The following is a 13,457-nucleotide window of genomic DNA, read 5'->3' as shown; positions in this document are numbered from 1 at the left end:
GCGGAGACAAACATGCATGCATCAATCATCCGGGGCGGCGAAGACCTCCCCACGGTCAGTACGGGGCGCGCGTGGTACGCCGTCGCCGTGCTCCTGGTCGCCTATATCTTCTCGATCATGGATCGCCAGATCCTGACCCTGCTGGTCGGGCCGATCCAGAAGTCGCTCGGCGTCAACGACACGCTGATAGGGCTGCTCCACGGCTTCACCTTCGCGGCCTTCTATGGCGTGATGGGCCTTCCGATCGCGCGGCTTGTCGACCGTGGCAACCGACGCGTGATCATCGCCATCGGCATTGCCGTCTGGAGCTTGGCGACTGCCGCCAGCGGCCTCGCCAACGACTACTGGCACCTGCTGGCCGCGCGCATCGTGGTGGCGGTGGGGGAAGCGGTGCTGATTCCGGGCACCGTCTCGCTGGTGGCGGATCTGTTCGCGCCGGAAAAGCGCGGCCGTGCGATGGGTGTCTTCGGCGCCGCCGGCCCGGTGGGCTCCGGCGTGGGCCTGTTCGCGGGCAGCCTGATCCTGGGCGCCTACACGGTGTCGCGGCCTGTACTGCCCTTGCTGGGCGTCATTGAGCCGTGGCAGGCCACCTTCATTGCCGTGGGCTTGCCGGGTGTGGTCGTGGCGATCTTCATGCTGGCGGTGCCCGAGCCTCGTGTCGCGAAGAAGGGGGCCAGGGGCAGCAAAGGCGCTGGGCCGAAGATCGTCAACGCGCCTGTGGCGCAGGTCAAGGACTACATCGTCCAGAACGGCCGCACCTTCAATGCCTTCATCGCGGGCGCCGGCATCTTCTACATGTCGGTCTACGGCTTCGCCGGCTGGGCACCGACCTACTTCGTGCGCCACTTCGGCTGGAGCTACCAGGAGATCGGCAAGCTGTTCGGGTTGCTGATGTTGGTCGCCGGCCCCGCGGGCACGCTCTTCGGCTCCTGGCTGGGCGAGCGCTGGATCCGGCGCGGGGTCGTTCACGGCTACCTGCGCGCCGCGATGCTGGGCGCCGCTGGCATCACGGCATCGGGCTGCGCCATGGTGCTGGCGGCCACGGCGACGCCGGCCGCCATCTTCCTGGGCTTCGCCGCTTTCTTCGCGATGTTCCTGTTCGGCATCGGCCCGGCCATCGTCGCGCAAATCACCCCGGCGCCGATGCGCGGCCAGGTGGCGGCCCTGTTCAGCGGCGCCGTGAACCTCCTCGGCGCGGGCCTCGGCCCGGTCGCAATCGGCATCATCACCGACTACGTCCTGCGCGATTCGAAGGCGATCGGCATGTCGATGCTCATCGTGTTCCTGGTGGCCGGCGGTGTGGCGCTGGCGCTCTTCCGCAGCGGTCTTCGGTCCTATGCGGCCACGCTGAAACGGGCGGCCGATTGGCACCCCGCACCGAAGACGCAGGGCCCGCAGCCCACGAGTGCCAGGGCGGCACTCGGCTGAAGCACACGACCCGGGGCGGTTCTTCGTCACCGGGATTCACTGAATTTCCCAGGCGGGCGAGGTGCCCGCAGGGACAACTCACGACACAAGGAACGGATGATGTTCGGTTTGATGATGGACCGCCCGCTGCTGCTTTCGGGCTTGCTCGAACACGCGGAGCGGCAGTTCGGCGACGTCGAGGTGGTTTCGCGCGAAACCCACGGCGCGCTGCTTCGATATACCTATCGCGATCTCGGTCGGCGCGCGCGCCGTCTCGCCAAGGCGTTGACCACGCTCGGCATGAGCCGCGGCTCGCGCATCGCGACGCTGGCGTGGAACAACCACCGTCACCTGGAGGCCTACTTCGCGGTGTCCGGCAGCGGGGCCGTCCTGCATACCTGCAATCCGCGCCTGCATGCGGAGCAGCTTGCGTACATCCTCAATCACGCCGAAGACAAGGTGGTGCTGTTCGACAGCACCTTCCTGCCGCTGGTGGAGGCGGTGGCGCCGATGTGCCCGGGTGTTCGCGCCTACGTGCTGATGACCGACGCCGCGCACATGCCGGCACGGTCGAGCCTGCCTGATCTGCAGTGCTACGAGACGCTGATGGATGCGCAAGACGATGCGTACGCATGGCCCGAGTTCGACGAGCGCACCGCGAGCGCGCTGTGCTTCACCTCGGGTACCACCGGCAACCCCAAGGGGGTCTTGTATTCGCATCGCTCGACGATGCTCCACAGCTTCGCGCTGGGCATGCCCGACACGCTCTCGCTGTCGGTTCGGGATTGCGTCCTGCCGGTCGTGCCCATGTTCCACGTGAACGCCTGGGGCATTCCGTATGCGGCACCCATGACCGGCTGCAAGCTCGTGCTTCCCGGTCCGAAGCTCGACGGCGCCAGCTTGTACGAACTCATGGAGTCCGAAGGCGTGACATGCAGTGCCGGCGTTCCCACGATCTGGCTGGGGCTCGCGCAGCACATGGCACAGCACGGCCTCCGGCCCTCCACGATGCGTCGTTCCGTGGTGGGCGGCTCGGCCATGCCGCAGTCGCTGATCAGGGACTTCGAGGAGAACTTTGGCGTCGAAGTGCGCCACTGCTGGGGCATGACCGAAACCAGTCCGCTCGGCACGCAGGGCGTGCCGCTGGCCAAGCATGCGGGGTTGGATGCCGAGCAGCAATACACCTTGCGAAGCAAGCAAGGCCGCGCGGTGTTCGGCGTGGAGCTCAAGGTGGTCGATGCGGACGGCAACGAACTGCCGCGCGACGGCAAGTCCGCCGGAGAACTGATGGTGCGCGGTCAGTGGATCGTTTCCGAATACTTCAAGGGCGAGAAGCCGGCGTTGCGCGATGGTTGGTTCCCGACCGGCGACATCGCCACCATCGACGCCGACGGCTACATGCAGATCACCGACCGCGTGAAGGACGTGATCAAGTCCGGCGGCGAGTGGATCAGCTCGATCGATCTGGAGAACGCGGCGGTCGGTCACCCCGCGCTCGCCATGGCGGCGGTCATCGGCGTGCGGCATCCGAAGTGGGACGAGCGCCCGGTGCTGTGCGCGGTGAAGAAGGCCGGCCAGGCCGTGGAGAAGGAAGACATCCTCGCCTTCCTCGGCGACAAGGTCGCCAAGTGGTGGTTGCCCGACGAGGTGATCTTCGTCGACAGCCTGCCGCTCGGTGCGACCGGCAAGGTCCAGAAGATGGACCTGCGGCAGAAGTACGCCGATGTGCTGATGCCGGCCTCTTCAGTCGGGAGCAACGCATGAATGACATCCAGGGCGGAGCCGCCGCCTCTTGCGCTTGTGGCGCCAGCCGGTTTCGGTTGAACACCCGTCCGTTCGCGCGCTTCATCTGCCATTGCGCAATCTGCCAGGCCTACACAGGCAAGCCTTGCTCGGACGTGACGGTGCTCCGGGCCCGCGACGTTGCCTTGGCGGACGAGACACAGGTCGTCTTCAAGAAGTACCGCCTGCCTCCCAACATCGTCCGCGGCAGTTGCCCTTCGTGCGGCAAGCCGGTCGTCGAATTCGGCCTTGCGGGGCCCGCCAGGCTGGCGTTCGTGCCAACAGGCAACTACGCCGACCCTTCGACGCTGCCGCCCGCTTCCATGCACATCTTCTATCACCGCCGCGTGACCGACGTACACGACGACTTGCCCAAGCACAAGGGCTATTTCCCAAGTCAACTGGCCGTGATGGGCCTTCTGTTCCGGGGTTTGCTTTGAACAACACACCATTCCAATCGCCTTCGGCGGTCGCGGCGAACGAACGTGTCGCGCACATCTTCGTCTCGCAGCAAGCCGCATTTCGGGCGGCACCATCGCCCACCGCGAGCGAGCGGCTGGATCGACTCAAGGCGCTCAAGCGGCAACTCTCTCGCTATCAGGACATGCTGGCCGACGCCGCGAGCAAGGACTTCGGGCAGCGCGCGCATGCCGAATCCAAGATGCTCGATGTGCTGGGCCCCATGCTGGAACTCAACCACGCCATCCGGCATGTCAGGCGCTGGATGAAGCCGAGTCGCCGCTCGACCGAGCTTCTGTTCCTCAGCAACAGCATCAAGGTGGTCTACCAGCCGAAGGGTGTCGTCGGCGTGATCACGCCCTGGAACTTCCCGGTCTACCTGGCGCTGGGGCCGGCCATCGCGGCGCTCGCCGCAGGCAATCGCGTGATGATCAAGATGCCGGAAGCGACGCCGAACACCAACGCGGTGTGCAAGGCCATGCTCTCGGAGGTCTTCCCGGAAGACCTGGTGGCCGTCGTCGGCGAGGAGTTGGTCGACCCGAACGTCTTCACCTCGCAACCCTTCAACCACATCGTCTTCACCGGATCGCCGGGCGTGGGCCGCCTCGTGATGCGCACCGCGGCTGCGAATCTGACGCCGGTCACGCTCGAACTCGGCGGCAAGTCGCCGGCATTGGTCACGCGCAACTACCCGGTCGCCGACGCGGCCAAGCGCATCACCCACGGCAAGACGACGAATGCCGGGCAGATCTGCGTGTCACCCGACTACGCGCTGGTGCCGCATGAACGTGTGACCGATTTCATCGCCGGTGTGCGTCGCACCTTCCAGGGCTTCTACGGCAACAAGACGACGGGCAACCCGGATTTCACTTCGGTGGTGGACGAGCGCCAGTACAGCCGCATTACCGCGCTTCTGGACGACGCGCGCGCCAAGGGCGCCCACATCGAATCCTGCGGACCGGCGCCTGTGGGCAATGCGCGCACGTTGCCGCTGCAGATCGTCACGAAGCTCACGCTCGACATGCGGATCATGTCCGAGGAACTGTTCGGCCCCATCCTGCCGATCGTGCCTTACGACACGATGGACGAAGCCATTGCCTTCATCAACGAACGCGAACGGCCGCTGGCCCTCTACTGCTTCAGCCACGACAGCGCCGAGCGCGACGAACTGCTGCGCCGTACGCACTCGGGCGGCGTGTCGGTCAACGACTGGGGCTGGCACGTGGTCAACCACGATGCACCGTTCGGTGGCATCGGCAACTCGGGCATGGGCAACTACCACGGCGCGGAAGGCTTCCGGGAGCTGTCGCACGCGAGGACGGTGTTCAAGCGGCACCGCTTCTTTCCTATCGATCTCTTCTATCCGCCCTACGGCACCTTCATCCAGCGCATGGCGTTGAAGTTCTTCCTCGGCAATCCGGACCCCGGCCTCGCAGGGGAAACGCCATGACAACGTCGATCATCATCGGCAATCCAAAGCCGGGCTCGCGCACTGCGCGCGCTGCTTCCATGCTTGCCGAGGCGCTTACGTATAGCGCACCCGAGAACGTGATTGAGGTTTCCGAATTCGGCCCCGCGCTTCTCGGCGACAAGACCTCGGCCATCGAAGCGGCAGTGAGCGCAGTCGCCGAAGCGCGCCTCGTGATCGTGGCGAGCCCGACCTACAAGGCCACGTTCACCGGCTTGCTGAAACTCTTTCTCGAACAGTTCGCAGGCGGGACCGGCCTGCAAGGAGTCGTCGCCATCCCACTCATGCTCGGCGCCACGGCCGAACACGGCCTGGCTGCGGAGTACCTGCTCAAACCTTTATTGACGGAACTCGGTGCGACCTGTCCGGCGCCAGGCCTCTTCCTGATGGACAAAGCCTTCGAAGACGGGCTCGCCATCGAGTCCTATGCCAAGCGCTGGGGCCCTGTGGTGCGTGCCTGCTGCAGCGTCCACACCAGTGCCGTGCCGGCCATGGTAGACCTCCCGACCCATGAGGCCAGCCGGTCCGTGCGGTCGTCTTGCCCTGAGGTCACACCATGACCGCCATCGATCCACGCACGCGCCTCCTTCTGGAAGCGCCCATTGCTCCGACCCTGCTGCGACTGGCGGCACCCAACGTCCTGGTGATGGTCGCGCAGGCCTCCGCCGGGCTCATCGAAACCTATTTCGTCGGCAAGCTCGGCACCGACGCGCTGGCTGCGATGGCGCTCGTGTTTCCGATTGTCATGCTGATGCAGATGACTTCCGCAGGCGCGATCGGCGGCGCTATCGCGTCGTCGATTGCGCGAGCGCTCGGCGCGCGACGCCGGGACGATGCCGATGCGCTGGTGCTCCACGCGCTGGTGATCGCGCTCGGCTTCGGGCTTGCTTTCACGTTGGCACTGCTGCTGGGTGGGCGCTGGTTGTATGCGCTGATGGGTGGCACCGGCGCGTCGCTCGATGCTGCGCTGGTCTACTCGAACTGGGTGTTTGCCGGCGCGGTGCTTGTGTGGCTTTTCAACTCGCTGGCGGCGGTGATTCGCGGCACCGGCAACATGGCCGTGCCAGCCAACGTGACCGTTGCGGGCGTGGTGGTGCTTGTTCCGCTGTCGCCCTTGCTCATCTTCGGCTGGGGTCCGATTCCTGGCATGGGCATTGCCGGCGGCGCGGCGGCGCTGCTGCTCTACTACCTCGCGGGAACGCTCGCGCTCTGGATGTACCTGCGTTCGCCGCGCAGCCTGCTCAAGCCAAGGCTCGCGGGTGTGCGGCTTCGCTGGCCGCTGTTTCGCGACATATTGCGTGTTGGCCTTGTCGGCGCGATAGCGACGGTGGCCACCAACCTGTCGATCGGCATCGCGACGGCACTGTCGGGGCATTTCGGGCCCGGCGCGATCGCCGGCTACGGCACTGCCGCGCGCCTCGAGTACCTGATGGTGCCGCTGGTGTTCGGCTTTGGCGCACCGCTGGTGGCCATCGTCGGCACCTGCATAGGCGCCGGCCGCGGAGAGCGCGCCCTCAAGGCCGCGTGGATCGGGGCCGCGATGTGCTTTGCCATCACCGAGGCGATCGGCCTGGCGGCGGCGAGCTTCCCTCGCCCCTGGCTGATGCTGTTCGGCAATGATCCTGCCATGCTGGATTCCGGCGCCCAGTACCTGCGGGCGGTTGGCCCGCTGTACGGCTTCTTCGGCGTCGCACAGGTGCTGCATTTCGCGTCGCAAGGGTCGGGGCGCTTGGCGTGGCCTGTGGTTGGCAACCTCGCACGCTTGGCCGTGGCGGGGATCGGAGGATGGCTTGCGCTGCGCTGCGGAGGTGATTTGATACACGTATTCGTTGCGCAGGGCCTGGCACTCGTGGTGTATGCCTTCGTCATCGCTGCCGTGATTGCAGGAGGCGCGTGGTTTGGCCGCGTGGGCTGGCCGCGCACGCCAGCCGCCTTGATGCGGCGCATCCAGCTCACCTGAACGGCTCAGTTGGTCATCTCTCCCTTGGACTTGATCTCGCCGGCCTTGTTGGCCCTCGCGGCCTCCTCCCGGTATTTGGCACGGGCGGCGGCGCGTTCCGGGCTTCCGAGGGTCGGGCGGGGATCGGGCTTCGGCTTGCCCTCCGCGGGCGCGGTCTTCTTGGCTGCGGTGGCGCCTCCGCCGCGCCGGGCCGCGTGGGCGGCGGCGCGTTCCTCGGGGGTGTACTTGCGGGCGGCTTCGGGGATGGGGTTGCCCTCGCCCAGTTGCGGGCCTCGCGCGGCCTCCTCGCCTGCCTTCATCCGCGCCGCCCGCGCGGCATCCTGGGTGGTCTGGTCCGTCGTCTGGGCGTGAGACGCCACGGCCAGCAGCACGGATGCCGCGAGCGCCGTCGACACTGCCGGAAGCATTTTCATCATCGATCTCCGTGGGCTAGAAGCTGTGCTTCAGGCCGAAGTCGTAACCGTGAGAACTCTGGTTGGGCGCCGTGATCGCGCCGTTCACTGCGACCGTCGATCCGCCCTTGTTGTTGACGTACGCGAAGGTGGTGTAGACGGCCGTGCGCTTCGAGAAGTTGTAGACGTAGCCGATGGCGTACTTGTACGCACGCGGGTCGCCGATCGCGTTGGTTCCATAGACCGAGTAGCTGAGCTTCAACTGGTCCACCTTGAGCACCGGGATGATGGCGCCCGCGATGTAGCCCGTGCCCGTCACCGGGAGGAACTGGTCGACCTTGTCGTGGAAGTAGCCCCCGGTGACCTTCACGACATCGAAATCCCAGGAGGCCCCGACGTTGACCACCGGAATGTCGCCCGTGGTCAGGCTGCGGGCATACAGCGTCTTGCCGGTCGACACGGCCGCGGCGAACGGACCCGTGGCATAGCCGACGCGCGCTGCGTAGCCGTTGCCATCGCTCACGTGCGGCAATCCGGTCGTGTTGTCGTTCTCGCCCATGAAGTACTGCACTTCGCCGAAGAAGCCGCCCAGGCTGCCCGGCAGGAAATAGCCGACCATGTTCGATGCGCGCGTGGCCGTCACTCCCGCGATCGAGCCCACATAGGGTTGCGATGCACCGACACCATTGGTCGCGAACGGATCGGTCTGGTCGCGATTGCGATAGGTCGCCGTGAAATCTCTTCCGAGCCGCAATTCGCCCCAGAGGTCGATCAGGCTGACCGTGGCGCGACGGTTCATGTTGAAGCCGGAGACATTGCCGTCCGGCTGGTTGTTGATGTTGGTATTGACACCCGTGCCGTTGTCGACGTTGTAGCCGAACTCGAGCCAGAAGCCAGCGGCCAGACCGCCGCCCAGATCCTCGAGGCCGCGGAAGCCCAGGCGTGAAGTCGTGTTGCCGCCGCTCGTCAATTGGGTCAGCGTCCCGATGCTGCCGGTGCCGTAGGCGATGGTTGCATCGGCGACGCCGAACAGCGTGACGCTGTTGCCTGTCACCGGCCCCTGCACCTGGCTCGTCTGTGCGACGGCACCGGTCGCGAAGAATAGACCGGTCAGCACGGCCCCGCCCAGTTTTCCCATGTCGTTTCTCCTCATCGTTTTTGCCGCGTGCCCCCGTTTCAGGAGGGTCATCGTTCAGAGATCCGTGGAACCGTTCTTCTTCTTGCGCTTTCCGAGCACCTCCGGCTTCAACAGCTTCAACCCGAGGCTCGCGTTGTAGCCGTGGATTTCCTTCACGTCGAGCTTTCGCATGAACTGAATCGTGTCGGCTGCGATGACCTGGCCCGGCACCATGATCGGAAAGCCCGGAGGGTAGGGGATGACGAAGTTCGCCGCAACCAGGTCCGGGCCTTTCTTCAGGCGATCGTCGATCGCCTTGTCCGCCAGCTTGATGTGCTCGCAGTCTTCTTCCCGATAGGCCATGTAGAAGGCCGCGCGCATGTGGCCTTCGGTGGTGGCGCTTTTCGAGTCGTCGCGGAACACGTCGTGGAAGTGGCTGAAGTTGGGCAGGTCCGGAACGTCGTCCATCAGCGCCTTGACGCGCGCCTCGAAGGCGGCACGCGCGGCCTTGCCGCCTTCCAGCAGGCTGCGCTCCTTGTCGCGCGAGATGTCCGCCAGCACCTTCAGCAGGTGGGCGACGTCGCTGCGCGTGTTGTTGATGTTGATCTGGACGAGGATCGAGTTGCGCGACGTCTTGTTGATCTGCACGTCGTACTTCGAAGCCAGCAGGCCCTTGAACTCGGTTCCGTCATAGCCGGCCCGGCCGGTGACCAGCGTGATGCGCGTCGGATCGAGCGCGAACTCGTCGGTCTCCCAGGCCGCGAGGATTTCGATCCAGGTCGCGTGCGGCTTGGCGTAGTCCTCGACGCCCGAGGCGCGGAACTCCTTCGGCACCATCTCGCCCGGCGTGAGGATGTGGAAGTACTTCGAGATGAGCGGGTGCGTGTTGACCTGCCGCCGCAGGTCAATGGAGAGCGCCACCGCTTGCATGACGAGTTCGTAGCCCTCGAGCTCCATCTGCCTGCGCGCGACATCGAGCGACGCGATGATCTGCTGGTTCGGCGAAGTGGAGGTATGCGTGTAGAACGCCTCGTGGAACTGCTCCTCGACCTGATGGAAGTCCTGGTCCCGCACGAGGATCATCGAACCCTGCCGCAGCGCGGACATCGACTTGTGGGTCGAGTTGGTCTGGTAGACGCGCACCCGCGCACGATCGGGGTCCGGCATCAGGCGCATGTCGAGCAATGACGGATCCTTCGGGTCGAGGTCGTCGCCCACCTTGCCCTTGAGCTTCGCTTTCCAGCTTTCGTATTCGACGCGGTACTCGGGCGTCAGAAGCCGATCTTCCAGATCCTGCGCTGCGCCCATGCCCGTGCGCCGCCTGTGGAACGGCGAGAAGCGCGCGAAGGCGAACCACGCCTCGTCCCACAGGAAGATCAGGTCGGGCTTGATGGCCAGGCATTCCTCCATCACGCGGCGGCAGTTGTACATGTGGCCGTCGAAGGTGCAGTTGGTGAGGTCGACGACCCGGGCCTTGTCGAGCTTGCCCTCCGCCTTGAGCGTCAGCAGCGCCTGCTTGATGGTGCGCAGCGGCACGGCGCCATACATCGAATAGGCCACCATCGGATAGGCCTCGAGATAGAAGGGCTGTGCGCCCGCCAGCACCAGTCCGTAGTGGTGCGACTTGTGGCAGTTGCGATCGATGAGCACGATGTCGCCGGGCCGGCACAGCGCCTGCACGACGATCTTGTTGGAGGTCGATGTGCCGTTGGTGGCGAAGTAGACGTGATCCGCGCCGAAGGCGCGCGCGGTCATGTCCTGCGCTTCCTTGATGTTGCCCGTCGGGTCGAGAAGACTGTCGAGCCCACCGGTCGTTGCCGACGATTCCGCCAGAAAAAGGTTGGCGCCGTAGAACTGGCCCATGTCCTTGATCCAGTGCGACTTGAAGATCGACTTGCCGCGCGCGATGGGCAGCGCGTGGAAGGTTCCTATCGGTCGCGCCGCGTATTTCTTGAGGTTGTCGAAAAAGGGGGTTTCGTAACGGTCGCTGACGCCCGCGAGGATGCTCAGATGGATCTCCATCAGCTCCTCGATCTCGTAGAACACACGCCGGACCGCCTTGGCGTCCATGCTCATGGCAGCGGCATCGACGCCGCGTTCGGTCACCAGGTAGATGTCGATCTCCGGCCTGATCTTCTTGAGGAAGTTGGCCAGCGTGAGGCCGTAGTCCCGCGGCATGCCGTCTTCCTCCAGATGGCCGAAGCGCTTGATCAGTTCGTGGAGCGCCGGCAATGCGTGCCTGGACTTGTAGCGGAATCCGTCATAGATGACGACGGCCTGCAGATTGAAGTTGACGATCGTCGCGACGATGGCGTCTTCGAGGCTGAAGGTCTGGACGGCCTCGTAGGTGAACGGGTCCTCGGTCCGCCTCAGCTTGCGCAGCTCGCGCTGCGGATTGGCGGACTTGGCGATCTCGGGCGCGACGGTAAGTATCTCGAAGTACGGCCGATGGACCGAGTCGGCCACCAGGCCCGGTGGAATGCGATCGCCCAGGTCGACTTCCGTGTCCTCGTCGATGTTCCAGGCCGTCGCGTCGTGACGGTAGGAGCCCGAGAAGATCGAAGCCTTGATGCGATGCGCGGCGTTCGCGAGACCAGCGGCATCGCCGTCGGCGAGGAGATCGCGCAGGGCACACATGAGAGTTGCGCCCGGGTAGGCCCAATAGCCTTCCAGCGGTTCGATCTGATCGAGCAGCGTCCTGATTTCCGCCGCGAACTCGTCCTTGTGCACGCCGCCGCCTGCGTAGGCTTCGGTGCAGACCTGGAGGCGGCTCCAGCGCTCGCGTCTTGCCTCGGCAGCGGAAAAGAAGTCCGCCATCGACATGTCATCTGTATGACTATCGGCCTTGTCTTGGGACATGCTGTGCCTCCAGGCGCGCTTGAGAATCGGTGGAAGATATTCCATTCATGCGCGCTTGCGTGCTCGTACCTTTGGGCAACAGTGGTTGCACTTTGGTGCAGCTTGCCATCCCGGCTGCGCGCGATGCTTAATTGTGCTGATGCGCGGCAGGCGTGACTTGATGGATGTCAATCGTCACGGCGGACGCCGCGGCAAAAATCGATGGCGAATGGTTTCGCGACCCCGACGCTCACGCGACGACCAGCAGGCAGGTGACAGAGTGCATGCGCGAGTTTGACACCGACAAAAAGGAGTCCCTCATGGATTGGCTTGTGCAAACGCTGAAGCATTATCCTGAACTCGGCCTGTTCGCCGCACTGGCTTTCGGCTTCTGGCTGGGGCCCAAGAAGTTCTTCGGATTCAGCCTCGGGGCGGTGACTGCAACCTTGATTGCGGGCGTTGCGATCGGACAGTTGGGCCTGTCGATTCCGGGTCCGATCAAGTCGGCCTTCTTCCTGCTGTTTCTGTTCGCGGTGGGCTATGGCGTCGGGCCGCAGTTCTTCGCGGGGCTTGGCAAGGACGGACCCAAGCAGATCGTATTCACGTTGATTGTCATGGTGCTCTGTCTGGTCGTACCGATTGCGTGCGCCTACTTCGCCGGGCTCGATGTGGGCTACGCGGTCGGCCTGTATGCAGGCTCGCAGACGATCTCCGCCTCGATCGGCGTGGCCACCGATCAAATCAACAAGTCCGGCCTGTCGGCCGACGCGGTCAAGAGCATCCTCGGCGCGATTCCGGTCGGCTATGCAGTGACGTATATCTACGGCACCGTCGGTTCGGCTCTGCTGCTGTCCAAGCTGGGCCCCAAGATGATCGGCGCGGACATCGAGCAGGCCTGCAAGGACTACGAGGCCAAGCTCGGCGGCGGCGCCAAATCGGTTCAGCCCGGCATCCTCTCGGCGTATCGCACCTTCGGGCTGCGCGGCTATCGCATCACCGAGAAGAGCGGCCTGGCCGGCAAGCGCTGCAAGGACACCTTCCCGGGCGTGCGGGTCTTTTTCGAACGCATCAAGCGCGGCGACCAGATGATCGTGGCCCAGGCGGACAGCGTGCTGCAGGTGGGCGATCTCGTGGCGATCTCCGGTGCGCGACATCTCCTCGTGGACGAAGTCGAGAAGATCCTCGAAGAGATCGATGACCGCGAATTGCTGGACATGCCGGCGACCGTGGTCGATGTCTTCATCACGAACAAGGCGATCAACGGCAAGACGATCGCCGACCTGGCCGAGATGCCGGAAGCGCGCGGCGTCTATCTCACCAAGATCACTCGCCACCTTGTCGACATCCCGCGGCTTCCGGGCACCGAGATCCTGCGGGGCGACGTGATCCGCATCGGCGGCAGCATCGACCACGTGAATGCCGTCGTGGGGGTACTGGGCTACGCCGATCGCCCCACCGATGCGACGGACATCTCCTTCATGTCGGCCGGCATTCTGGTCGGCGGCCTGATCGGTGTGCTCAGCGTGACGATCGGCGGCGTGCCGATCAGTCTTTCGACCTCGGGCGGCGCGCTGCTGGCGGGCCTGTTCCTGGGTTACTACCGCACCATCAAGCCCAAGTTCGGCCAGATCCCGGCGCCTGCGCTGTGGATTCTCAACAACCTCGGCCTGAATGTGTTCATCGCGATCGTCGGCATCAATGCCGGGCCGGACTTCATCAGCGGCCTGCAGAAGCTGGGCGTCAGCCTGTTCCTGTGGGGCGTGGTCGCGACCTCGGTCCCGCTGTTGATTGCCGTCCTGGTGGCGCGCTTCATCTTCCACTTCGATCCGGCCATCCTGCTCGGTTGCTGCGCCGGTGCGCGCACGACCACGGCGGCGCTCGGCATGGTGCAGGACGCGGCGAAGAGCAACATTCCGGCGCTCGGTTATGGCATGCCTTACGCGGTGGGCAACACCTTTCTCACGATCTGGGGCCTGTTCATCGTGATCGTGATGATGAAGCTCAGCGGCGGAAGCTGACACCGTTCTTCATCGA

At 64.9% G+C, this 13,457-nt stretch carries 10 protein-coding genes; 7 read left to right on the top strand and 3 right to left on the bottom strand.

Going from position 1 to position 13,457, the window contains the following annotated elements; all coding sequences use genetic code 11:
• Window positions 1-12: 12 nt before the first annotated feature.
• From AC1DN9_RS22975 to AC1DN9_RS22950, 6 genes are all read left to right on the top strand, one after another.
• Complete coding sequence (locus AC1DN9_RS22975; RefSeq protein WP_478103946.1) at window positions 13-1,428, top strand: spinster family MFS transporter; 1,416 nt, start codon at window positions 13-15, stop codon at window positions 1,426-1,428.
• 99 nt (window positions 1,429-1,527) lie between these two features.
• Window positions 1,528-3,171, top strand: a complete 1,644-nt coding sequence (locus AC1DN9_RS22970) for a 3-(methylthio)propionyl-CoA ligase (protein WP_478103944.1) — start codon at window positions 1,528-1,530, stop codon at window positions 3,169-3,171.
• Window positions 3,168-3,629, top strand: coding sequence for a GFA family protein (locus AC1DN9_RS22965; protein ID WP_478103943.1), 462 nt, complete (start codon window positions 3,168-3,170; stop codon window positions 3,627-3,629). The genes AC1DN9_RS22970 and AC1DN9_RS22965 overlap by 4 nt, the downstream gene beginning before the upstream one ends.
• Window positions 3,626-5,098 carry a coniferyl aldehyde dehydrogenase gene (locus AC1DN9_RS22960; RefSeq protein ID WP_478103942.1) on the top strand — a complete coding sequence of 491 codons (1,473 nt, stop codon included), beginning with the start codon at window positions 3,626-3,628 and terminating at the stop codon, window positions 5,096-5,098. Before AC1DN9_RS22965 ends, AC1DN9_RS22960 begins: the two co-directional genes overlap by 4 nt.
• Window positions 5,095-5,676, top strand: a complete 582-nt coding sequence (locus AC1DN9_RS22955) for an NAD(P)H-dependent oxidoreductase (protein WP_478103940.1) — start codon at window positions 5,095-5,097, stop codon at window positions 5,674-5,676. The genes AC1DN9_RS22960 and AC1DN9_RS22955 overlap by 4 nt, the downstream gene beginning before the upstream one ends.
• Complete coding sequence (locus tag AC1DN9_RS22950; protein ID WP_478103939.1) at window positions 5,673-7,076, top strand: MATE family efflux transporter; 1,404 nt, start codon at window positions 5,673-5,675, stop codon at window positions 7,074-7,076. The genes AC1DN9_RS22955 and AC1DN9_RS22950 overlap by 4 nt, the downstream gene beginning before the upstream one ends.
• Window positions 7,077-7,081: 5 nt before the next feature.
• Here AC1DN9_RS22950 and AC1DN9_RS22945 read toward each other — a convergent pair whose 3' ends face one another.
• From AC1DN9_RS22945 to AC1DN9_RS22935, 3 genes are read right to left on the bottom strand one after another with little or no spacing between them, the layout of a single operon-like run.
• Complete coding sequence (locus tag AC1DN9_RS22945; protein WP_478103938.1) at window positions 7,082-7,489, bottom strand: hypothetical protein; 408 nt, start codon at window positions 7,487-7,489, stop codon at window positions 7,082-7,084.
• A gap of 16 nt (window positions 7,490-7,505) precedes the next feature.
• Window positions 7,506-8,606, bottom strand: a complete 1,101-nt coding sequence (locus AC1DN9_RS22940) for a porin (RefSeq protein WP_478103936.1) — start codon at window positions 8,604-8,606, stop codon at window positions 7,506-7,508.
• Between the two features lie 54 nt (window positions 8,607-8,660).
• Window positions 8,661-11,444, bottom strand: a complete 2,784-nt coding sequence (locus tag AC1DN9_RS22935; protein ID WP_478103935.1) for a decarboxylase — start codon at window positions 11,442-11,444, stop codon at window positions 8,661-8,663.
• Between the two features lie 299 nt (window positions 11,445-11,743).
• Between AC1DN9_RS22935 and aspT the strand changes: the two genes are divergently transcribed.
• Window positions 11,744-13,441: an aspartate-alanine antiporter gene (gene aspT / locus AC1DN9_RS22930; protein ID WP_478103934.1), complete on the top strand. Its 1,698-nt coding sequence runs from the start codon at window positions 11,744-11,746 to the stop codon at window positions 13,439-13,441.
• Window positions 13,442-13,457 lie beyond the last annotated feature (16 nt).

Source organism: Variovorax sp. 05L425 (assembly GCF_056397705.1).
The sequence above is the reverse complement of the archived record's forward strand: the minus strand, read 5'-3'. Positions and strand labels throughout refer to the sequence as shown.